Source organism: Amycolatopsis sp. CA-161197 (assembly GCF_050942255.1).
In the GTDB taxonomy this organism is placed as follows: Bacteria; Actinomycetota; Actinomycetes; order Mycobacteriales; family Pseudonocardiaceae; genus Amycolatopsis.
Window position 1 is genome coordinate 7,216,928 of the sequence record NZ_CP192059.1, and the last position, 20,791, is coordinate 7,237,718.

The following is a 20,791-nucleotide window of genomic DNA, read 5'->3' on the forward strand; positions in this document are numbered from 1 at the left end:
CCCTCGGCGAGCAGCCGGCGGTTCCTGCGGGCGCGAGGGGCCGGGCGGCATCGAGCGGCAAGCTGATCAGCACGTCTGTCTCCTCGATCGGATCCTGGTGCGACTCGGCCTTCTCCGTGACCGTTTCCGATCGTGTCAGAACGAGCCGGAGATTCCCGTGCGCCAGAAGATCGGCTTCTGTCGAGATCGACTCAGCGGATCCGGTTGCCCGTCTCGGCGCAGGAGTAGCCGCCGAGCTCCTCGACGCGCGTGCGGAAGCCGGGGTCCGCGATCAGTGTCCACAGTGGAGCCAGGAGCTCGTGCGACACGTCCGCGGCCCGCAGCACGAGATCGTAGGGTTCCTGCGCCACCGGAACGAAGTCGAGGCCGAAGGCGCGGGCCGCGGCGAGGATGCCCAGGCCGGTGTCGGCGCGGCCGGCGGCGACCGCGGCGGCGACGGCGAGGTGGGTGTGTTCCTCGCGGGCGTAACCGGGGATGGCGGCGGGATCGAGGCCGCGGCGGCCCAGTTCGTGGTCGAGCAGGGCGCGGGTGCCGGCGCCGCGCTGGCGGTTGACGTAGCGCACCCCCGGCCGGACGAGGTCGTCGATGTCCTTGAGGCCCAACGGGTTTCCCGGCGCGACGAGGAGCCCCTGGTCCCGGTGCACGAGCCGGATCACGGCGGCCTCGTCGCCGAGCAGGCGTTCCACGTACGGCAGGGTGTACTCGCCGGTGGCGGGGTCGAGCAGGTGCGAGCCGGCGAGGTGGCACAGCCCGTCGCGCAGGGCGACCAGGCCGCCGAGCGAGCCGACGTTGGAGGAGGCCAGTGTCACGAGCGGGTCGGCGGCGCGCAGGGCCGAAGCGGCGAGGTCGAGCACGAGGTCGTGCGAACCGATCGCGACGATGGTCCGGTCGATCTCGGCGAGTCCGCGCAGCAGCTCCACGCGGACCTCGGTCCCGGCGTGGTGCCCTTCGACGCCGGCCGGGACCACGAGCAGGCCGTCGGCCCGCACGAGGGAGGTGAGCACCCCGGCGCCGCGCGGGAGCGGGGTCGCGACGACGTGGTCCTGCACGCGGCCCAGCCGCACGCGCACCCAGTCGTCCATGCCGACCACCGACGGCAGTTTCCGGGCGAGGCGGGCCGTGGTCGAGGGCCGTTCGCGGGGCGCGGCGCCTTCGAGCTCGGCCAGCAGGGGCGCGGCGAAGATGTCGAACGTCAGCGCCGCCGACACGGGATAACCGGGCACCCCGAGGATCGGCGTCGCCGGATCGCCGGTGACGGTCCCCAGCACCACGGGATGCCCGGGCCGCACCGCGACCCCGTGCACGGCAACGGTTCCGGCTTCGGCGACGACGCGGGCGGTGTAGTCGTCGCGGCCCGCGCTGGACCCCGCGATGAGCATGACCAGGTCGGCTTCGCGGGCGGCCGCGCGCGCGGCGGCGGTGATGGCGGCCGGGTCGTCGGCGACGATGGCGGTGACGCGGGCGTCGCAGCCGACCTCGCGGGCCTGCGCGGCGAGCATCACCGAATTGGTGTCGGCGATCTCGCCCGGCCGCAGCTCGGTCCCGAGTGGCCGGATCTCGTCACCGGTCGGGATGATCACCACGACCGGTGCCCGCCGCACGGCCAGCTCGGTCACGCCGGCGGCGGCACTCGCGGCGACGTCGACCGGACGCAGCCGATGGCCCTCGGGCAGCAGCAGCTCGGCCGCGCTGATGTCTTCCCCGATGGAGCGCACGTGCTGGTACGGCGGCACCGCCGTGTGCAGCTCGGCGCCGCCGGGCGTGTGGTGGACGTGTTCACGCATGACCACCGCGTCGTACCCGGGCGGCAGCGGGTCGCCGGTGTCGACGACTTCGAAATCCGTCACCACCACGGGCGCCGTCTCCGAGGCCCCCACCGTGTCGGCCGCGCGCACGGCGATGCCGTCCATTCCGGACGAGTCGAACGCCGGTGAGGACCGCAGCGCCCACACCGGTTCCGCGGTGACCCGCCCCACCGCCTCGCCGACGGGAACCCGGATCGCCCCGACCCGCGCCGGGCACCCGGCGGCCGCCCGCGCTTCCCGCCAGGCGGCGTGGGCCTGGGCGGCGGGGACATCGGAGATGAACGGGCTGTTCATGCGTACAGCGTGACATCCACGTCCAGGCCGCCGTCGAGCCCGGTCGCCGGTTCCGGGACGACCACGTACCCGTCCGCGCGGGTGAGCACCGACAGCAGCGCGGACGGCCCGAACAGTGGCTCGGCGACACCGTCGCGCACGCGGACCTGGACCACGTCGAGCCGGCCGGCGGCCGAGGCCAGATCGCGCGAGAGCCGCGCGCGCGTCGAAGGCCGCGCGGGCGGGATCTCACACCCGCTGAGCCGCCACAGCACGGGAATCCCGATCTGCCCGAACACCACCAGCGCGGACAAGGGGTTGCCCGGCAGGCCGATCACCGGGATCCCGCCGCACTCGGCCAGCAGCGTCGGCTTCCCCGGTTTGATCGCCAGCCCGTGGCACCAGACCTCGCCGACCGCGGCGACGGCGCCCGCGGTCTCGTCCCGAGCGCCGACGGACGACCCGGCCGACACGACCACCAGGTCCGCCCCGGGCAGCACCGCCGTCAGCTTGTCCTTCAGCGCCCCGGGTTCGTCCGAGACGATGCCGGCGAGCACCGGGTCGCCGCCGGCTTCGAAGACCAAGCCGGCCAACGCGGACGCCGTGGCGTCGCGCACCTGGCCGGCGGCGAGCGTGGCGGTCTCGGGCGGGACGACCTCGTCGCCGGTCGAGATGATCACGACCCGCGGCCGCGCGCGCACCGGCACGGACACCACTCCCGCGGCGGCCAGCAGACCCAGCTCCGGCGCCCGCAACGGCCGTCCACCCGGGACGAGCGGCGCGCCGGGGGCCACGTCGTCGTCGGCGCGCACCAGCCCGCCGCCCGGCGCGACCGGCCGGGTGACCTCGATCGTGCCCGGCATGGTCTCGGCGGTGAACTCGACCATCACCACCGCGTCCGCCCCGTCGGGCAGCACCCCGCCGGTCGGCATCGCCACGCAGCCGCCCGGCCGCACGGACACCGTGGGCGCGGTGCCCATCCGGACCGCGCCGAGCAGGTCCAGATAGGACGGCAGGCCGTCGGAGGCGCCGTAGGTGTCCGCCGCCCGGACCGCGAACCCGTCCACTGTGGACTTGACGAAGCCCGGCAGCGCGTGCGGCGAAGGGATGTCGCCCGCCGGTACCCGGTGCAGGGCCGCCGGCAACGCGACGGTCTCGACGGCGGTGCGGTGCGCCGGACGGAACCCGGCGAGGGCCTCGGCGACGGTGCGGGTGGTGAAGAACTCGCGTCCGCTCACCGACCCGGCTGGTCCTTCGCTCCCTCGGGCTTCGGGTGGGGACGCGCCGCGGCGCCGCCCTTGGCCAAGCCCAGCACCGACACCACCGGCCCGAGCGCGACCTGGCCGAGCCCGCAGATCGACGTCTTGCGCATCGCCTCTTCCAGCTGCAGGATCTTCCCGCGCCCGGCTTCGTCCAATTCGGACTCCGTGTCGAGCACACCGCGCAGCAGCGTGTGCGCCTTCGTGGACCCGACCCGGCAGGGCACGCACTTGCCGCACGACTCGTTGCGGAAGAACCGCAGCACGTTCGTCGACGCGGCCAGCAGGTCGGTGCCCTCGGCCAGCACCACCAGGGCGCCGGAGCCCAGCATCGTCCCGGCCTCGGCCAGCGACGCGAAGTCCAGCCGCAGGTCGAGCTGGTCGGGTCCGATGAAATTGGACGACGCCCCGCCCGGCTGCACCGCGCCCACGGACGCACCGTCGAGCACCCCGCCGGCGGTGTCGATCAGCTCCCGCACGGTGGTACCCATCGGCACGCAGTACACGCCGGGGTCGGCCACATGCCCGGAGACGGCGAAGAACTTCCAGCCGGTCGAGTCGCCGATGCCCTGCGAATGCCACCAGTCCGCGCCGCGCTGCAGGATCACCGGCACGTCGGCGAAGGTCTCCACCGAGTTGATCAGGGTGGGCCGCCCGTGCAGGCCGTAGTTGCCCGGGAACGGCGGTTTGTTGCGGGGCTCGCCGCGGTGGCCCTCCATGCACTCGAGCAGCGCCGTCTCCTCGCCGAGGATGTAGCCGCCCGGGGAGACGAAGAGGTCCAGCTCCAGCCGCCGCCCGCTGCCGCACGCGTCCGGCCCGATCACCCCGGCCTCGCGCAACGCGGCGATCTCGTCGCTCAGCACGTGTTCCTCGGGGCCGTACTCGTGCCGGATGAACACCCAGCCCTGCTCGGCACCGACGACGGCCATGCCCAGCAGCAGCCCTTCCAGCACCAGGTGCGGCTGCTCGGCGAGGATCTGCCGGTCCTTGAACGTGCCCGGCTCGGACTCGTCGGCGTTGCAGATGGCGTACTTCACCGTGCCCGGCTGGGCGCCGGCGACCAGATTCCACTTCTGCCCGGTCGGGAACCCGGCACCGCCCATGCCGCGCAGCCCGGAGTCCTTGAGCGTCGCCACCACGGACTCGGCACTGATCTCGCCGGCCAGCAACGCGCGCAATGAGCGATAGCGCTCGCCCACCCCGGAACCGCCGGGGTACGGATCGTTCGGCCAAGGCTCCTCGCGCCGCACCGCCGACGCGGGCCCGACTCCCCCGCCGCGCGCGGCGGTGACCAACGTGTCCACTTCGGACACCGGCGCCGGGTGCTCGTTCACCGCGGCCGCGGGCGCGGCGTCGCAGCGGCCCAGGCACGAGACCTCGACCAGCTCGACGTCGGTGTCTTCGCCGTACTGCTGCTTGATCTCCGCGATGCGGTCCTCGCCCGAGCGCAGCCAGCACGACAGGTCGTGGCAGACGCTGATCTGCACCTTTTTCGGCGGGGTGGTGCGGAAGTGCGGGTAGAACGAGATCAGGCCCTCGATCTCGTACCGCGGCCGGCTCACGTCGCGCGCGAGCTCCTCCAGCTCCTCGCGCGGCAGCCAGCCGAGCCGGGCCTGGATCGCGTTCAGCGCCGGGATCAGCGACGGGCCGGGGAACTTGCCCGCCCGCGCCTCGACGCCGGGCACCCGCTCGGGACTCAAGGTCATTCCGCGACTCCTGCCGCCGTGACGGATTCCGTGTGCGCCGCGCCCAGGGCCTCGACCTGGATCGCGCAGAACTTGAACTCGGGGATCTTGCCGTACGGGTCGATCTCGTCGATGGTCAGCAGGTTCGCCGCCGCTTCCCGGAAGTGGAACGGGATGAAGCAGTTCCCGAGCTGTTCGCGGTGCGAGATCTTCACCTGCAGCTCGATCACCCCGCGCCGGGACCGCACGCGCGCCCGTTCACCGTGGGCCAGGCCGCGGTCGGCGGCGTCCTTCGGGTGCATGTACACCTCCGGGATCGGGGCGATCGAGTCCAGCGCGAACGAGCGCCGCGTCATCGACCCGGTGTGCCAGTGCTCCAGCAGCCGGCCGGTGTTGAGCACCAGCGGGTACTCCGCGTCCGGGAGTTCCTTGGCCGGCAGCCACTGCGCGGCGACGAGGTGGGCCAGGCCGTCGTCGGTGTTGAACCGTTCGTCGAACAGCACCACGGTGCCGTCGGAGTGCTCCGGGTCGGCGTTGGGGTAGAGCTTCCCGGACAGGCCGAGGTTGTCGTGGCGCAGGTTCTTGTACGAGGGCATCAGCGCGACCATCTCGTCGAAGATCTCGCTGGGGCCCGAGTAGTTCCAGTCCAGGCCGATCCGCCGGGCGATGTCCTGCACGATCTCCCAGTCGACCCGCGCCTGCCCGGGCGGGTCCATGACCTTGCGGCCCAGTTGCACCCGCCGGTCGGTGTTGGTGTAGCTGCCGTCCTTCTCCAGGTACGACGACGCGGGAAGGATCACGTCGGCGAACTCGGCCGTCTCGGTGAGGAAGATGTCCTGCACCACGAGGAAGTCCAGCGCGCCGAGGGCTTTGCGGACCTTGTTGATGTTCGGGTCGGACAGGAACGGGTTCTCCCCGAGCATGTACATCCCGCGCACGCCACCGGGTTTGAGCACCGAGCCGATGATCTCGGTGACGGTCAGCCCGCGCTTCGGGTCCAGGGTCGTGCCCCAGGCCTGCTCGAACCGCTGCCGGGTGCGGTCGCGGTCGACGCCCTGGTAGTCCGGGTAGAACATCGGGATCAGGCCCGCGTCGGAGGCGCCCTGCACGTTGTTCTGGCCGCGCAACGGGTGCAGCCCGGTACCGGGCCGGCCGACGTTGCCGGTGATCGAGCACAGCGCGATCAGGCAGCGGGCGTTGTCGGTGCCGGTGGTGTGCTGGGAAATGCCCATGCCCCAGTAGATGACGCCCGCGCCGGCCTCGCCCCACTCGCGGGCGACCTCGCGGATCAGGTCTGCGTCCACGCCGGTGATCTGCGCGGCCCGCTCCGGCGGGTACTCCGCGACCGTGCGCGCGAGCTCCTCGTAGCCCGACACGCGCTCGGCGATGAACTCGCGATCGATCATCCCGAGCCGGATCACCTCGTGCATGATCGAGTTGTAGAACGCGACATCGGTGCCGGGCTTGACCTGGCAGTAGTAGTCGGCGTGCTCGGACACCGTGCTGGCGCGCGGGTCCACGTACACGATCTTGGTACCGCGCCGGCGGGCCTGCTTGAAGAACGAGCTGGCGACCGGGTGGTTCGCCGTCGGGTTGGACCCGGTGATGATCACGATGTCCGCGTTGGTCACGTCGCCGTAGGTCGTGGACACCGCGCCCGAGCCGACGCCCTCGAACAGCGCCGCGACCGAGGACGCGTGGCACAGCCGGGTGCAGTGGTCGACGTTGTTGGTGCCGAACCCGGCCCGGATGAGCTTCTGGAAGAGGTAGGCCTCCTCGTTGGAGCACTTCGCCGAGCCGAACCCGGCGATGGCGCCCGGCCCACCGGTCGCGTGGATCTCCTTGAGCCGCCGCGCGACGAGGTCGAGCGCCTCGTCCCAGGTCGCCTCGCGGAAGTGCGGCATGACCTCGTCGTAGTCGACGAGCCCACCCGGCTTGCGCCGGCCGTCGCGGCCGCGCTTCTGGCTCCGGCCGCCCCCGCTGCGGTTCCCGCCGCCACCGCCGCGTCCACGGTCGTTCTCGGCGTCGCCGCGGACGTCCGCGGACAGCGGGCCCTTCGGGTACGACGAGTCGATGCGGATGAGCGGCGTGGTGAGCCGTTGCGGTGAAGCGGCGTAGTCCCAGCCGTAGCGGCCCTTGACGCACAGCCGGCTCTTCGACCCGGGCTGGTCGCGGCCTTCGGCGAAGGAGATCGCGCCGCGGTCGCGGTCGACGTAGTACGTCAGCGCGCAGCCGACCCCGCAGTAGGGGCAGACGCTGTCGACGGCGTCGAGCTGCTCGCGGGGCTGGATCGGGATGAGGTTGATCGCCTTGTTGGTCAGCGCGCCCGTCGGGCAGGCCTGCACGCACTCGCCGCAGGTGACGCAGGAGCTGGAGCCCATGGGGTCGTCGAGGTCGAACGCGATCTTCGTCGAGTAGCCCTTGCCGGAGCGGCCGATCACGTCGTTGCCCTGGATGTCGTCGCAGGCCCGCACGCAGCGGTCGCAGAGGATGCAGGCGTCGTGGTTGACCGCGATGACCGGGTTGGACAGGTCCGTGCCGCGCCCGGAGCCGCAGGGCAGGTCGGTGGTCTCCTTGGCGACGTCGAAGCGGTCGGCCAGCTCCAGCAGCAGGTTGTCGCCGGTCGTGGTCTGCTTGGGGTCCTCGGCGCGGTCCGGCTGGTCCGACAGCAGCAGCTCGGTGAGCGTCGCGCGGTTGCGTTCCAGCTCGGGCGTGCTGGTCTTGACTTCCATGCCGTCCTCGCACGGGCGCACGCACGCGGCGGCGAACACGCGGCCGCCGGTGTCGACCACGCACATCCGGCAGACGCCGACGGGGTCGTAGCGCTCGTTGTGGCACAGCACGGGAATGTCGATGCCGGCCTGCTGAGCCGCGTTGTAGATGCTCGTTCCCTCGGGCACCGTCACGGAGTGGCCGTCGATCGTCGTGGTCACCGTACGCACCGCTGTGGCCGGCTCATCGACTGTCGTCATCACTGACCTCCGTCACAAGCGAGCGTATGTCGTATACAACATACCTCGTACAGTCAGGCTTCGAGGAGGAGTCCGGGAAGGTCGCTGGCGCGCACCCGTCCTTCCTCATCGAGCCCACGGGCAACGTAATAACTGTCGACCATGGCCTGCAATTGCTGCGCGGTCAACGTCGCGGCACGACCGGACGCCAGCTCCAGCGGCGTTTCCAGCATGCGGGGCGGCAGGGTGTCGTCCTTCGCGGTGGCACCTTCGCGCTGGTTGAAGGCCCGCTTGGCCCGCACGATCCGCTCGGCCGTGGCCCGCAGCTCGTCCGCGTCGACCGGCCAGCCGGTGACCAGGGACAGCAGCGTGGCCCACTCGGTGAACGGGTCCTCGAACACCCCGCGCAGGAACTTGCACAGGATCATCGAGTCCATCACCGCGGCCCGGTCCTCGGTGCCGATCGCCGCGCCGACGTGGGCCGCCCCGCCGCGGAACCGGTTCACCTCGCCCGAGAGGTCGGCTTCGTAGGCGCCGGACCGGTTGTGGTCGGCGCCGCGCGCGTTCACCGCCAGGCCCAGCGCCATCGACTGCAGGCTGCGCGGCTCGTAACCCGGCAGCTCCAGGCCCTTGACCTGCGGGGCGAAGCCGATCGAGCCGTGCCCGACGATCGCGGCCGCGCGCCGGGACCCCTGGGCCAGCAGCTCGCCCAGCCCGGCCTCGCGGGCGCCGATCGCCTCGAGCGCCCGCAGCAACGCGGCGCCGTCGCCGAACTTCAACCACGGCTCGTCGATCAGGCCCCGCTCGACGCATTCCATGGCCCACGCGATCGTGCCGCCGGCCGAGATCGTGTCCAGACCCAGCTCGTCGCACTTCGCGCTGGCGGCGAACACGTCGTCGGGATCGGAGACCCCGCACAGCGGGCCGAGCGCGAACACGTTCTCGTACTCCATCCGCTGACTGCCGCCGCCCTTGCGGGAGTAGATGTGCTCGCAGCCGATCGAGCAGGACGCGCAGCTGTTGCGGGCCACCCCGCGCAGCTCGTGCAGCTCCTCGGCGGCGAGCTTCGGCGCGCCGTCGAAGGTGGCGGCGGTGAAGTTGCGGGTCGGCAACGTGCTGACCGCGTTGAACGCCAGCAGGTTCGCCAGCGTGCCCAGCTCCCGGTACTTCGCGGTGGCCGGGCCGAAACTGCGTCGCCGCAGGTCTTTCGCCGCGGCCAGCACCCCGGCCTGGTCCGCGACGGCCACCTTGGTCGCCGACCGCACGAGGACCGCCTTGATGTTCTTCGCGCCCAGCACCGCGCCGAGCCCACCGCGCCCGGCGTGGCGGCCGTCGTGGCTGATCGTGGCGTAGCGGACCTGACGTTCCCCGGCCGGCCCGATCGCCGCCGTGCGCCAGCCCCGCCCGAACCGCTGCCGGGCCCGTGCTTCGGCGTCGGCCGCGGGCAACCCGGCCAGCTCCGGCGCCGGTTCGAGGCGCACTCCGTCGCCGTCGACGAGCAGCACCGACAAGCGGGCGGCGCGACCGCGGATGACGAGGGCGTCGTGCCCGGTCAGCTTCCCGGCGATGGCGAACTGGCTCGACGCCAACGCGTCGGTCAGCAGGCCGGTCAACGGGGACTTGGCGACGACGGCGAACTTCGCGCTCGTGGTCAGTGGCGTGCCCACGAGCGACGAGAACACGAACGCCAACGGTGCTTCCGGCGCGAGCGGATCCACCCGCGGCGGCGCGAACCGGTGCAGCAGCCACGTGCCCAGCCCGACGCCGCCGAGGTACGCGCGCAGCACGCGCTCGTCCAGCTCGCACGTTTCACCGGTCGCCGTGTCGTCCCCGACGTCGACGACCAGTGCCCGCCCGAAAAAGCCTCCCGGCGCCATGCCTCCGACTGTAGGCCCGTTCGAGCGGTTGTGGCGCGCTCAGCCGCCGGCATCTGCCGACAGGAACGCCACCGAATCCCCCGTCACGAGCGGCAGCAACGGATCCCGCGTCACCTGCTCACCGTTCACCGCGGCGACCACGTGCCGGTCCAGCGCCAGCCCGGCCAGCTCGGCGGCCGCACCCAACGTGGCCGCCCGGCCGGTCCGCGGCCGGTGCCCGTCCTTGCCCGCCAGTGCCCCGAACCGTTCGACCGTCACCTCCGGCGCCGGGCGGTGCCGCACCTCGGCGTAGTCCTCCGGCGTGTTCACGTTGATCACCGACTCCAGCTCCGGGTCGAGCTTCGCAAGCGCCCGGTCCGAGAGCAGCTGGGCGTCCTCGAGCTGGGCGACGGTGCAGTGCTTGAACAACATCCCCGGCCGCAGGTCGCCCTCCCCGATCAGCCCGGTGATCAGCCCGGCCAGCGACGTCCGGTACGCGGCCGCCAGCGGCTGCCGGAACCCCCGGGCCACCGGCATCACCATGTCCGCACCCGTCTCCGCCAGCCCGCGCAGCACTCGCCGCACCCACGCGGGATGCAGCAACGGCATGTCCGTCGAGCACACGAACGCCGCCTCGGCCCGCTCCGCCACCGCCGCCAGTCCCGCCGCGACCCCCTGCATCGGCCCCAGGCCCTCGACCGGATCCTCGACGACCTCGACGGCCGCCGGCAGCTCGGGCAGCTCCTGCCCGGCCGCCGCGACGACCACCACCGGGCCGTCGATCACCCGTCCCAGCACGGCACACGTCCGGTACAGCAGCGTCGAGCCGTGCCACTCCAAGCCGGCCTTGGGCCGGCCCATCCGCGACGATCGCCCACCGGCAAGCACCACACCCGCCTCGGTCTGCATCTGCCGGAGGATAGCCGCGAGTCGCGGACGATGGCGAGGAACAGCCACCGCGGCGTTCCCCGGCCCGGCCGCCTCGGCCGGGCCGGGGAGCGAGAAGAGCGACTGCGGCGTGCTCACAGCAGCGGGCCGGGCTCGTAGGTCACGGCCGGGTCCGGGACCGGCCCCCGTTCCTCCGCCGTGCGAACCGGCACGACGACAACCGGGCAGCGGGACTCCTTGAGGCAGTGGGCGGACACGGACCCGACGAGCAGCCGCAGCAGGCGGCCGTGGCCGTGGCTCCCGACGACGAGCATCGCCGCGTTCTGCGAGACCCGCACGAGGACCGGACCGGGCGCGCCGTCGACGGGCTCCGCCCGGACCGGCACCGGGTCGGCGCCGGCGAGTGCCTCGGCGACGGACTGCGCCAGCCGCTGCCGGTAGCGGTTTTCGAGGTCCCGCGACGACCGCGCCGCCGCCGACTCCAGATCGGCGGTGGGGTCGTAGGTCCACGCCCGGACCGCCACGACCCGTCGGCCGCTCGCCTTCGCCTCGGCCAGGGCCCAGCGCAGCGCCGCGGCGCTGCCCGCCGAACCGTCGACACCGACGACGATGTCGTTCTCGTCTGCCGTGGTCACGGCGTTCTCCTCTCCCGACGGGGACAGGGCCCCGGCAGGGCGCCGCGCTCGGCCGCGGCGATCGCGTGCCAGGCCCGACCGATCACGTCGGGGTCCACCGAGATCGACGTGATACCGGTCCGCACCAGTAGCTCGGTGAAGGCGGGTTTCGCCGACGTTCGCACCCGATCGACGCGGCCCGGATCGCCGGCGACGGCAGCCGGGTCCCGTGCCGTCGTCCGCGCGGCGCCCCCGGCGCACGAGCCGGAACGGGCACGTCCGCGGCTCTCCCCCTCATCACCGGCCCTGCCGCTGGGCGGGCGCCGCGGCCAGCTCGCCGGCGATGGTCCGCGCCCAGGCCCGGATCATCGGCCAGTCGCGGTTGTCGCCGTCCGGTACTCGCAGCGCGGCGACCACGGCCCGTTCGGGGAAGCGCAGCTTCGCGCGCTCGATGCGGCCGCCGAAAAGCCGGTGCTCGCGGGCGCCCGAAGCGACCAGCACGTCCGAGACGTCCACCGGATCCTCCCCCGGGTGCGCCTGCTCCCCCGCCGGCCCGCTGGAGAACAGCCACACGGGGACGCGGCGCAGCTCCTCCTGGTGCTCGTGCACGACACGACGGGCGCTGTCGAGCCAATGCCCGAAGTAGACCGCGCTGCCGAGCACCGCCGCGTCGTACCCCGCGAACGACGTGACGTGCTCGGCATCGCGCACCTCGGCCTCCACCACGACACCGGTTTCCTCGAGCGAAGCCCTGGCCGTCGCGGCGATCTGCTCGGCGATTTCCCTCGTGGCGCCGTGCCTGGTCGCCACCACGACGAGAATCCTCATGGCCAGCCGCCTTCCGATCGACCCCCTCACCGTGGCGTCCCGCCGCGGCCCGCGGCAGAGCAGGAAGTCACTTCCGGCGATGACGAAATCGGCCACGCACACACCGTCCGATCCTGGCGCGCGCACGGGGGCGCGCCGAGCCTGGACACTCCACCCCCGCCCGAAGAGGAGGAACCATGACGGATTCCCACCCGCAGGCACCCGATCTGCTCGGCGACCGGTTCGTCCCGCACCCCCAGTTCTCCCTGGTGCGCCATGAGATCGTCGACGCGCCGGCCAAGGAGACGTACGCGGCGGCACGCGACCTCGACCTGACGGACGTCCACAGTGGACTTCTGACCGTCACGGAGCGGGTCCGCGAGCTGCCCGCGCGCTGGCGCGACCGGCGCCACGGCCCGCCCCGGCAGCCCACCCGCCTGACCGTCGACGACCTCGACAGCGGTTCCGACTGGGCGCTCCTCGGCGAGCACCCGGGCACCGAGTTCGCGGTCGGCGTCGCCGGGAAGTTCTGGCGCCCGGTCGTCACCTGGCGCCGGGTCGACCCGGACGACTTCGCGGCGTTTTCCGAACCCGGGTACGGGAAACTGGTGATCACGTTCGGCGTGCGGTCCTACGGAGTCCACCACAGCCTGCTGACCGTCGACAGCCGAGTGCAGATGACGGACCCGCAGAGCTGGCTCAAGTTCCGCCGGTACTGGCGAATCGCCCGGCCCTTCGCCCAGGCGGCGCACGCCACGCTGGTGCGGACGATCTCCGAGGAGGCACGGGCCCGGGCTCTCGCCGCCCCCGGCCGGCCGGATTGAACACGCTGCTCGACCCGGCGGCCGCGGCTTCGGGAACCGGCTCGGGTTCCCCGCAGGCGTATCGGACACCACGGCTTTCCCGATCGCGCGCCGTCCCCCGACCGGCGGGTCACGGCATCATCCGGTGGCGCGACCGACCTTCCCGCCGAGCCGCCCCCACCGAGCCGTCACCGCCGCACCGGATCCTCAGCCGCGGCCGGACCCGGTCCGCTGGGCCCGGGCGAGGGACTCGCCCCACTCCCGGGCGCGGGCTCGTTCTCCCTCCACCAGCCGCGTTTCGCCGTCCACCACCTCGACGAAGAAGCTCGTCGCCGGGACGATCGGCGGATGACCGAGGCGGCGCAGGATCTTGTCGGCCACCCTCGCGGCAGAGCCGGTCAGCCACCGAGGTTTGTGGAGCCTGGTATCGAACGCGGCCGTGGTCGTTCCCGGTGGCAGGACGTGAAACCCGCCCAGCCACTCGCGCATCCCCGACTCGTGCGTGAGAGTCCCTTCCGGGGCCTGCTCCGCCGCCGCCTTGCGCGTCGACGGCCGGCTCATCCCGTGGACGTGCGTCGGCGCGCCCACCACGAGCAGGTCGCGCCCCATCAGATCGCGCGGCGCGAGGTCGACGGGGACGACCTCGGCGGAACCCAGCCCGTCCGCCACCGCGCGGGCCACCTCTTCGGTGTCACCGAACATGGACTCGTACACGATGATCGCGTGCATCCCGTCCACCTCCTCACCTGTCGAGCCGAGCCGGCTCGTGCGTGCTGCCTTCGATGTCCTCCGCGGCGACGTCCAGCAGCCGGTGCGCGAGCGCGCTCAGCGCCCGGGCGGCGGCGAGCTCGTCGCCGATCTCCGGGACGTCGCGGTCGACCGGGTTGAGCCGCGCGGTGCCCGCGGCGTCGAGCGGCGTACCCGACCCGGTGTGCAGCCGGGCCGTGGCGTTCGTCCGCCCTTCGTCCTCGCTGAGCAGCACTTCGACGTGCCATTGCCTGGTGTGCATGACTTCCTCCTGTTCCGCCGACGGTTCACGAGCGCGTTTTCCTGCTCGCGATGGCGAACCACTCCTGCTGCCACTTCCCCATGCGGTGGCGGTTCAGTGCGAAGACGGCGATCCCGTAGAGCAGCGCCAGCCCGAGCCACCCCGCGAACAACAGCCCGGCCGCGGCCGCGACCGCGTTCACGACGGCGGCGGCGGCGCTCAGCGGCGGGTCGACCACGACGCCGGCGCGATCCACCCAGATCGGCACGGTATCGCCGCGGTGGGAGCCTTCGATCGCATCCACCTTCCCGACGTGCCGGACACCGTCTGCGGAGTGCCAGGTCGCGTCGGTCGGCACCGGGCTGCCGGCGGCGCCGCTGCGGCCACTCACGGAAACCGGCGGACCGTCCGCGAGCAGAGTCGCCGTCACCGGCGCGTAGTCGGCGAGTTCCCGCGCCGAGACCGCCTGCTGCGAAGCGTAGACCGACGAGCCGGCGGCGGCCGAGAACGGGACCGCGGCCAGGGCCGCGAGAAGCACCATGAGCACCAGTCCGGCCTGCAGCCGGTCCGAAGCCCGCGCGACGGAACCGCGTGCGGGAACGAGCACGTGCCACCACCGCGGCAAGCGGTTCGCCGACGGGATCATGTCTCGCGCCTTTCCGTTCGACGGGCCGGTTTCCGCTCAGCATGGGCCGCGCACCGGCCGGCCCGAAGAGGCCTTCTGCCCGCATCGCCGGGTCGCCGGTCCCCGGCGTGCACCCCTGCCGGTGTCCGGCCGGGGACCAAAGACCCTTGGCCCGTCCCGGCCGCGGGCGTCAAGGTCGGACGAGACACCCACGCGCCCGAACGGAGAACCGCGATGCGAACGCGTGACGTCATGACGACCCCGGTGATCAGCGTGACTTTCGACGCTTCGCTCTCCGAAGCCGCTCGCGTGATGACCCGGTGGGGCTTCACGACCCTGCCCGTGGTCACCCGTTCGGCCAAGCTCGTGGGCCTGATCAGCGAAACGGACCTCGTCCAGGCCGGCTTCCCCGGCGACTCGGCCACCGGGGACCCCGACACGGGCGTCCTGCTCGCCGGCCATCGCACCGTGTCTGCGGTCATGCGCCCGTGTGCCACGACCGCGACCCCCGACCTCGACGCCACCGCGCTGGCGCACCGCATGACCGAAGCCGGGGTGCGCGCGCTGCCCGTGGTCGACGACAGCGGGTTGCTGGTGGGCATGGTGACGTTCCAGGACCTGCTGCGCGTCCTGCCCGCCGGAGAACCGTCCTCATAGGACATCGCGGCAGGTGGTCAGCGAGCGGGCACGTCGGGGGCGCGCACGGTCGTCACGTCCGCCACCGGACGGCGCGCCGTCATCCGCGAGGGCAGGCCGTGGCCGAGGCGCAGCAGCGTGTGCGGCCGGCCGGTGCCGCGGAACAGGTCGAGCAACGGCGCGCGGGTGCCCGGCGCTTCGAAGGGCTGCGACACGAACGACGAGGCGAGGCCTTCCGCGGTTGCGGTCAGCAGGACTCGTTGCAGCACCAGCCCGGCACGCACCTCGGCGGCCGCACCGCGGTCGCGGGTCAGCACCGCGGCCAGCACCGGATCCTGCTCGAACGAGCGGGGCGCGATGGCCGGGTTCTCGTGCGACGAACGCAACGGCGACGTCCCGGGCACGTCCGGCGGCGGCCCGAAGGCGATCGTCGGCACCCCGTCCGGGCTGTCCGGCTCACGGCCCGTCCACCGGGCGGTCTCGGCGCGGAACTCGGCGTCGAGCGATTGTTCGGCCTCGGCCCGGCGGACGAGTGCGGTCACCTTCGGGTACCGGCCCGACGCGTCGAGGAACTCCAGCACCCCACCCTCACCGAGCGCGGCGGACTTGAGCCGCGCGCGGGCGACCGGCGACACCGGGTGCGCGGACATCGGGCGGCGGTTGGTGTGCCGGCGCCAGACGGCCTCGACGAGCCGCCGGTCGGGCAAGGCCGGGCACGTGCCGCCGACGACCCGCACGACGGCGAGCAGGTCCGGGCGGTCGGGTTCGGGGATGATCCGCACCGCGGCGTCGAATCCGTTGGCCCGCAACATGATCACCAGGTTGTACACCGCCGCCCCGCACGAGAGCCGGGCCTCGCGGGAATCCGGGTCGGCGACGGGCAGGACGCGGTCGTGGTCGAGCCACACTTCGATGCGGGGCCCCTCGACCACGAACCGCCACGGCTGGGTGTTGTGCGGTGACGGCGCGCGGACCGCGGCCGACAGGGCCTGTTCGACGACGGGGGAAAGGACTGTGGTCATCGTGGTCTCCTGGGCGAGCCGGCCCGGGTCAGTCCGGGAGCAGGTCGGCGAGGGGGCGGCGGGGCGAAGGCGGCGCAGGGGCCAGCGGGTGCCCGTAGCGGAAGATCACCTGCGGCAGTCCCGGCAGGGCAAGCCGCTCGGCGAGCACCTCGCGGAAGCCGCACAGGTGCAGCGGCTGGGTGAGGACCGACCCGGCGAGTCCGCGCGCGGTCGCTTCCAGCCACGTCCGGGCGCACCCGGCGCCGGCGGCGAGGTGCTCGCGCCGGCTGTCCTCCTCGGTGCAGAAGACCAGGAGGTGCTCCGCTTCGAGCCGCGCGGTGAGCCGGGCGTCGTCCGGCACCGGCGTTTCGCGGCGCACCAGCCCCGCGGCGGGCAGCGACTCGGAGCCGAGCGCCGCCTCGGGCACTCCGTCCTCGGCGCCCGACGCGTGGGAACCGAACGTGCTCGCGGTCCACGCGCGCAGCTCTCGCTGGTAGGCCGGGTCGGCACGGAAGGCCCGGGTGGCGAAACCCAGCATCGCCCCCAGTTCGCCGAGATGCCGGGGCACCACGGCGCACACGCACGTCTCGCCGCCCGCCGCGGACACCGCCTTCTGGTCCACTTCGGACACCGGCTCGGCCGAGAACCAGCGGCGGTGGCTGCGCCGGCGCCCGATGGCGTGGAAGCGCGCGAGCTCGGCGTGGTCGGGGCTGAAGCCCGGCTCGGCGTGGACCGTGGCCACGACCGCACCGCCGGCAGGGTAGGTCGTGGTGGTCGCCCGGCACAGCACCCGAGCCGCCGTCTGCAGGTGCGCGAGCGCCGCGCCACAGGAAACCATGCGGTCGCGGCCCTCCGGGTCGTGGCTCGGCAGCGCCACGGAAGCGCGCTCGATCAGGTCTACGTCGCTGTGCCGGACCCGCATGCGCCACGGTTGCGTGTTGTGCACGGACGGGGCCCGGCTCATCGCCCGGGCGAGCACCGCGATCTCGGAAGGAGCGAGCGCCGTCGCCTGCGCCGAGGTCCTCATGTTCCACTCCTGTACCCGGAGACGGTCACTCCGGCGAACCCCATGCTCGCCGTCCCGCGATCCCGCCGATGGGGCCCAAAGTCACCGCGCCCACGGCAGACGTCCTCGCCCGTACCGGTGACCTCGTGCCCTAGCCCCGCCCGACCCCCTAGACCACGCTCGACCGGTGACCCGAGGAAAGGCGTGTGCGATGAGTTCCGCGAACCCGGCCTCCGGCCGCCTCATCCTCGTCGGCTTCGACGGCTCTCCGCAGAGCGACGCGGCGCTGCGCTGGGTGCTCGGCGTCGCCGCCCAGCCCGGTGACTCCGTGCGGGCCGTGCTGGTGCGGCCGGCGGAAACCCTGTTGCCGGGCTCGTCTTTCGCGCCGCAGCCGCGCGGCCGCCGGGCCGCCGGTGCGTACGCCCCGCACGACGACATCGCGCGCATCCGCGCCCAGTTCCCGGGCGCCGCGGACGTCACGATCTCGACCCCGCGGGGCGATCCGGCCACGGAGCTGATCACCGCGTCCACCGAAGCCGATCTGCTCGTGGTCGGCGCACACGGCGCCGGCCGTACACGGGAACTGCTGCTCGGCAGCGTTTCGCGCGACTGCGTGCGCTATTCGCGCTGCCCGGTCGTGGTCGTCCCGCCCGGGGCCGCGCGCCGCCTGGCCGCGGCCACGTCCGCCTGACCGCCGAGACACGCCGGGATCAGCCGAGACGCGCCGGGATCACCGCAACGGCGCGGTCCACTGAAGCCGCACGCCGCCGCCGGGACGCGAGTCGAGCGTGAACGTGCCGCCGGCCGACTCCGCGCGGTCGCGCAGGTTGGCGAGCCCGCTCGCCGCGATGTCGGCCGGCAGGCCCGCTCCGTCGTCGGCCACCGAGATCTTGATCTCGCCGTCGCGCACCGACACCGACACGGTCAGCGTCGCCGCGCCGGAGTGGCGCACGGCGTTGCTCACGGCCTCGCGCACGACCGCCTCGACGTGGTCGGCCAGCAGCGGGGGAACCGTGTCCAGCGTGCCGGCCATGCTGATCGTCGGGTGCAGCGGAGCGTCGTCGGTGAGCTCGGCGATCGCGTCGTGCAACCGGTGCCGCAGCCGGGTCTCCCCGGCGCTCCCGCCGTGCAGGTCGAAGATCGCGGTCCGGATCTCGTGCACGATCTCGTGCATCTGGTCGACGCTTTCCTGCAGCCGGCGCCGCAGGTCCGGGTCCTGGGCCCGGCGCTGGGTGCCCTTCATCGCGAGACCGACCGCGAACAGCCGCTGGATGACGTGGTCGTGCATGTCCCGGGCGATGCGGTCGCGATCGGACAGCACGTCGAGCTCGCGGGCCGCGCGCTGCTGCGCGGCCAGCTGCAGCGCCAGCGCCGCCTGGTCCGCGAACGACGCCACGACGGGCAGCTGCACCGTCCCGAACGCCGGCGCGCCCGGCTCCCGCATCGCGATCAGCACCCCGGAGGTGCGCTCACCGGCGCGCAGGGGGACCACCAGTGCGGGGCCGTACCGCCGGTGGCCGTCGAGGGCGAGCTCGGCGACGCGCCGGGGCGTGCGGTCGCGGTACACCGAGCCGGGCACGGTGCCGGCGATTTCGATGCGCTGCCCGGTGAGCTCGTCCGCGCGCACGCCCGCACACACCGTGACCGTGAGATCGTCGGGCTCGGTGTCCGGGTCCTCGTCCGAATCCAGCCGGCCGGCCCCGGGCAGCACGAGCATCGTCGCGTCCGAGCCGGTCAGCTCGAGTGCGCGCCCGGCGATGAGGTCCAGCGCGTCGACCGGGTCGGTGCCGCCGAGCAGCTCGGTGGTGATCTCCCCGGTCGCGCCCAGCCATTGCTGGCGCAGGCGCGTCTGCTCGTAGAGGTGGGCGTTCTCGATCGCGATCCCGGCCGCGGCGGCGAGTGCCTGCACGATGACCTCGTCGTCGTCGGTGAATCCGGCCGCGCCGCGTTTCTCGGTCAGGTAGAGGTTGCCGAAGACCTCGTCGCGCACGCGCACCGGAACACCGAGGAACGAGTGCATCGGCGGGTGGTTCGCCGGGAAGCCCACCGACGCCGGATGGGCCGAGATCTCGTCCAGCCGCAACGGTTTCGCGTCGTCGATGACCACGCCCAGCAGGCCGTGGCCCTCCGGCAGGTCACCGATCCGCGCGTGTGTTTCCGCGTCGATCCCCCGGTACACGAACTCGGCCAGCGGACCGTCGTCTTCACCGAGCACGCCGAGCGCTCCGTACCGCGCCTCGCCCAGCTCGACCGCCGCCCGCACGATTCGCTGCAGCGTGGTGTCGAGCTCGAGGCCGGACGCGACGGACAGCACGGCGTCGAGCAGGCCGTCCATCTTGTCGCGGGTGCCGATCAGCACCTCGATGCGCTCCTGGAGGTCGCGCAAGGTCTCCCGCAGGTGCAGCTGGGACAAGGTGCCCGACAGCCGACGGCCGCCTCCTCCTTCCTCCGACCCCGGCATCCCGTCACCCTCTTCCGCGCCGGCTCGCCACCGCGGGGCGATTGGTGACTTTGTCCCCTGTGTCCGGGAGGACGGGGCGCCCACGCTGGCCATGACGACTCTCCACCACCGACAGTCTGCCGCTTCGCGTGGCAAAGGGAGACCGATGACTCTCCGAGTGGAGCCGGCCGGACGGCTCGACGCCGACCAAGTGGTCTCGGCGCTGCGGGCCGCGACGCTGGCTCCGTCCACTCACAACACCCAGCCCTGGCTCTTCACGAGCGGCGCCGCGGGCATCGAGCTCTACGCGGACGCCGACCGGGTGCTGCCGGTCGCCGACGCCGACCGGCGCGAGCTCATGCTCTCCTGCGGCGCGGCGCTGTTCAACCTGCGGATCACGATCCACGCGCTCGGGGTGCACCCCGACACCGTGCTGCTCCCCCGCCGCGACGACTCCGATCTGCTCGCGGTCGTGCGGCCGCGCAACCCGGTCGCGCTCGACCACCGGCTCGTCAGGCTGGCCAAGGCCGTCCCGCGGCGGCACACGAACCGCACACCGTTCAGCGGCGGCCCCGTCCCGGCGGAGGTCGTCGGCCTGCTCCGCCGCGCCGCGGAGGCCGAGCAGGCGTGGCTGCCCCGGCTCGACGACGACCAGCTCGCCTGCCTGCGCGAACTCGTCAGCGAAAGCCACCTCGTCCAGGAGCGCGACCCGGCGTTCCGCGCCGAGTGGCGGCGCTGGACCGGCCGGGCCCGGACGGCCCGGGACGGCGTGCCCTCCTCCGCCGGCGGAACCCCGGCCGCCGACGACAGCTGGGTGCTGCGCGACTTCGGCGACCCGGCCGAACGGGTTTCCGCTCCGGCGCCGCCGCTCGTCGTGGTGATCGGGTCCTTCGGCGACTCGCAGGCCGACCGGCTGCGGGCCGGGCAGGCGATGCAGCGGGTGCTGCTGACCGCGACCGCCCACGGCCTCGACGCCTCGTTCATCTCCCAGCCGGTCCAGGTCCCCGCGACGCGGATCCGGTTGCGGCAGCTGCTGGGCGACGGGCTGTGGCCGCAGATCGTGCTGCGCATCGGCTACGGCGCCCCGGTCGCGTGGACCCCGCGGCGGGCTCTCGCCGAAGTGCTCAGGGAACGCTCGTCGCTCACCGCGTGAG

Annotated in this window: 18 protein-coding genes; 4 read left to right on the forward strand and 14 right to left on the reverse strand. The window is 73.2% G+C overall.

The window, feature by feature from the left end; all coding sequences use genetic code 11:
* Window positions 1-191 precede the first annotated feature (191 nt).
* From ACQPXB_RS33965 to ACQPXB_RS34000, 8 genes are all read right to left on the reverse strand, one after another.
* Window positions 192-2,099, reverse strand: a complete 1,908-nt coding sequence (locus tag ACQPXB_RS33965; RefSeq protein ID WP_432845764.1) for a molybdopterin biosynthesis protein — start codon at window positions 2,097-2,099, stop codon at window positions 192-194.
* The gene (locus ACQPXB_RS33970) at window positions 2,096-3,316 is read right to left on the reverse strand and encodes a molybdenum cofactor synthesis domain-containing protein (RefSeq protein ID WP_432845765.1); all 1,221 of its coding nucleotides are present in this window, start codon (window positions 3,314-3,316) and stop codon (window positions 2,096-2,098) included. Before ACQPXB_RS33970 ends, ACQPXB_RS33965 begins: the two co-directional genes overlap by 4 nt.
* On the reverse strand, window positions 3,313-5,043 hold the full coding sequence (locus ACQPXB_RS33975) for an NAD(P)H-dependent oxidoreductase subunit E (RefSeq protein WP_432845766.1): 1,731 nt from the start codon (window positions 5,041-5,043) through the stop codon (window positions 3,313-3,315). The genes ACQPXB_RS33970 and ACQPXB_RS33975 overlap by 4 nt, the downstream gene beginning before the upstream one ends.
* The gene (gene fdhF / locus ACQPXB_RS33980; RefSeq protein ID WP_366582664.1) at window positions 5,040-7,994 is read right to left on the reverse strand and encodes a formate dehydrogenase subunit alpha; all 2,955 of its coding nucleotides are present in this window, start codon (window positions 7,992-7,994) and stop codon (window positions 5,040-5,042) included. Before fdhF ends, ACQPXB_RS33975 begins: the two co-directional genes overlap by 4 nt.
* 53 nt (window positions 7,995-8,047) lie before the next feature.
* Window positions 8,048-9,850, reverse strand: coding sequence for an aldehyde ferredoxin oxidoreductase family protein (locus ACQPXB_RS33985; protein WP_386952567.1), 1,803 nt, complete (start codon window positions 9,848-9,850; stop codon window positions 8,048-8,050).
* A 39-nt stretch (window positions 9,851-9,889) separates the two neighbouring features.
* Window positions 9,890-10,738, reverse strand: coding sequence for a molybdenum cofactor guanylyltransferase (gene mobA / locus ACQPXB_RS33990; RefSeq protein WP_366582662.1), 849 nt, complete (start codon window positions 10,736-10,738; stop codon window positions 9,890-9,892).
* A gap of 113 nt (window positions 10,739-10,851) precedes the next feature.
* Complete coding sequence (locus ACQPXB_RS33995) at window positions 10,852-11,352, reverse strand: universal stress protein (protein ID WP_432845767.1); 501 nt, start codon at window positions 11,350-11,352, stop codon at window positions 10,852-10,854.
* Between the two features lie 276 nt (window positions 11,353-11,628).
* Entirely contained in the window at window positions 11,629-12,159 is a 531-nt protein-coding gene (locus ACQPXB_RS34000; protein ID WP_432845768.1) for a flavodoxin domain-containing protein, read from the reverse strand.
* A 176-nt stretch (window positions 12,160-12,335) separates the two neighbouring features.
* Between ACQPXB_RS34000 and ACQPXB_RS34005 the strand changes: the two genes are divergently transcribed.
* Window positions 12,336-12,962 carry a hypothetical protein gene (locus tag ACQPXB_RS34005; RefSeq protein ID WP_366582659.1) on the forward strand — a complete coding sequence of 209 codons (627 nt, stop codon included), beginning with the start codon at window positions 12,336-12,338 and terminating at the stop codon, window positions 12,960-12,962.
* Window positions 12,963-13,148: 186 nt separating this feature from the next.
* Here ACQPXB_RS34005 and ACQPXB_RS34010 read toward each other — a convergent pair whose 3' ends face one another.
* The 3 genes from ACQPXB_RS34010 to ACQPXB_RS34020 are packed head-to-tail and all read right to left on the reverse strand — an operon-like array spanning window position 13,149 to window position 14,575.
* Window positions 13,149-13,670: a flavodoxin family protein gene (locus tag ACQPXB_RS34010; RefSeq protein ID WP_366582658.1), complete on the reverse strand. Its 522-nt coding sequence runs from the start codon at window positions 13,668-13,670 to the stop codon at window positions 13,149-13,151.
* Window positions 13,671-13,683: 13 nt separating this feature from the next.
* The gene (locus ACQPXB_RS34015) at window positions 13,684-13,950 is read right to left on the reverse strand and encodes a dsRBD fold-containing protein (RefSeq protein ID WP_366582657.1); all 267 of its coding nucleotides are present in this window, start codon (window positions 13,948-13,950) and stop codon (window positions 13,684-13,686) included.
* A 25-nt stretch (window positions 13,951-13,975) separates the two neighbouring features.
* Window positions 13,976-14,575: an Rv1733c family protein gene (locus tag ACQPXB_RS34020; RefSeq protein ID WP_432845769.1), complete on the reverse strand. Its 600-nt coding sequence runs from the start codon at window positions 14,573-14,575 to the stop codon at window positions 13,976-13,978.
* Window positions 14,576-14,788: 213 nt separating this feature from the next.
* Between ACQPXB_RS34020 and ACQPXB_RS34025 the strand changes: the two genes are divergently transcribed.
* Window positions 14,789-15,211 carry a CBS domain-containing protein gene (locus ACQPXB_RS34025; RefSeq protein ID WP_386952556.1) on the forward strand — a complete coding sequence of 141 codons (423 nt, stop codon included), beginning with the start codon at window positions 14,789-14,791 and terminating at the stop codon, window positions 15,209-15,211.
* Between the two features lie 17 nt (window positions 15,212-15,228).
* Here the strand turns inward: ACQPXB_RS34025 and ACQPXB_RS34030 are convergent, their stop codons facing one another.
* Both ACQPXB_RS34030 and ACQPXB_RS34035 read right to left on the reverse strand, forming a co-directional pair.
* A complete protein-coding gene (locus ACQPXB_RS34030; RefSeq protein WP_386952553.1) occupies window positions 15,229-16,212 on the reverse strand; it encodes an Acg family FMN-binding oxidoreductase in 984 nt (327 codons plus the stop codon).
* A gap of 28 nt (window positions 16,213-16,240) precedes the next feature.
* Window positions 16,241-17,218 carry an Acg family FMN-binding oxidoreductase gene (locus ACQPXB_RS34035; RefSeq protein WP_432845770.1) on the reverse strand — a complete coding sequence of 326 codons (978 nt, stop codon included), beginning with the start codon at window positions 17,216-17,218 and terminating at the stop codon, window positions 16,241-16,243.
* 190 nt (window positions 17,219-17,408) lie between these two features.
* On the opposite strand from ACQPXB_RS34035, the gene ACQPXB_RS34040 reads away from it, so the two are divergent.
* Window positions 17,409-17,888: a universal stress protein gene (locus tag ACQPXB_RS34040; protein ID WP_366582652.1), complete on the forward strand. Its 480-nt coding sequence runs from the start codon at window positions 17,409-17,411 to the stop codon at window positions 17,886-17,888.
* 39 nt (window positions 17,889-17,927) lie between these two features.
* On the opposite strand, the gene ACQPXB_RS34045 is transcribed toward ACQPXB_RS34040, so the two are convergent.
* Window positions 17,928-19,658, reverse strand: coding sequence for a GAF domain-containing sensor histidine kinase (locus tag ACQPXB_RS34045; RefSeq protein WP_432845771.1), 1,731 nt, complete (start codon window positions 19,656-19,658; stop codon window positions 17,928-17,930).
* Between the two features lie 145 nt (window positions 19,659-19,803).
* Between ACQPXB_RS34045 and ACQPXB_RS34050 the strand changes: the two genes are divergently transcribed.
* Window positions 19,804-20,790, forward strand: coding sequence for an Acg family FMN-binding oxidoreductase (locus ACQPXB_RS34050; protein ID WP_366582650.1), 987 nt, complete (start codon window positions 19,804-19,806; stop codon window positions 20,788-20,790).
* Window position 20,791: the final 1 nt, after the last annotated feature.

Bases quoted from the DNA above. Each gene is read 5' to 3' on its own strand.
- ACQPXB_RS34015 (WP_366582657.1), bottom strand. From the start codon at position 13,950: ATGCACACCAGGCAATGGCACGTCGAAGTGCTGCTCAGCGAGGACGAA.
- ACQPXB_RS33975 (WP_432845766.1), bottom strand. From the start codon at position 5,043: ATGACCTTGAGTCCCGAGCGGGTGCCCGGCGTCGAGGCGCGGGCGGGC.
- ACQPXB_RS34000 (WP_432845768.1), bottom strand. From the start codon at position 12,159: ATGAGGATTCTCGTCGTGGTGGCGACCAGGCACGGCGCCACGAGGGAA.
- ACQPXB_RS33985 (WP_386952567.1), bottom strand. From the start codon at position 9,850: ATGGCGCCGGGAGGCTTTTTCGGGCGGGCACTGGTCGTCGACGTCGGG.
- fdhF (WP_366582664.1), bottom strand. From the start codon at position 7,994: ATGACGACAGTCGATGAGCCGGCCACAGCGGTGCGTACGGTGACCACG.
- mobA (WP_366582662.1), bottom strand. From the start codon at position 10,738: ATGCAGACCGAGGCGGGTGTGGTGCTTGCCGGTGGGCGATCGTCGCGG.
- ACQPXB_RS34030 (WP_386952553.1), bottom strand. From the start codon at position 16,212: ATGACCACAGTCCTTTCCCCCGTCGTCGAACAGGCCCTGTCGGCCGCG.
- ACQPXB_RS34045 (WP_432845771.1), bottom strand. From the start codon at position 19,658: ATGCCGGGGTCGGAGGAAGGAGGAGGCGGCCGTCGGCTGTCGGGCACC.
- ACQPXB_RS34010 (WP_366582658.1), bottom strand. From the start codon at position 13,670: ATGCACGCGATCATCGTGTACGAGTCCATGTTCGGTGACACCGAAGAG.
- ACQPXB_RS34035 (WP_432845770.1), bottom strand. From the start codon at position 17,218: ATGAGGACCTCGGCGCAGGCGACGGCGCTCGCTCCTTCCGAGATCGCG.
- ACQPXB_RS34025 (WP_386952556.1), top strand. From the start codon at position 14,789: ATGCGAACGCGTGACGTCATGACGACCCCGGTGATCAGCGTGACTTTC.
- ACQPXB_RS34020 (WP_432845769.1), bottom strand. From the start codon at position 14,575: ATGATCCCGTCGGCGAACCGCTTGCCGCGGTGGTGGCACGTGCTCGTT.
- ACQPXB_RS34050 (WP_366582650.1), top strand. From the start codon at position 19,804: ATGACTCTCCGAGTGGAGCCGGCCGGACGGCTCGACGCCGACCAAGTG.
- ACQPXB_RS33965 (WP_432845764.1), bottom strand. From the start codon at position 2,099: ATGAACAGCCCGTTCATCTCCGATGTCCCCGCCGCCCAGGCCCACGCC.
- ACQPXB_RS34005 (WP_366582659.1), top strand. From the start codon at position 12,336: ATGACGGATTCCCACCCGCAGGCACCCGATCTGCTCGGCGACCGGTTC.
- ACQPXB_RS34040 (WP_366582652.1), top strand. From the start codon at position 17,409: ATGAGTTCCGCGAACCCGGCCTCCGGCCGCCTCATCCTCGTCGGCTTC.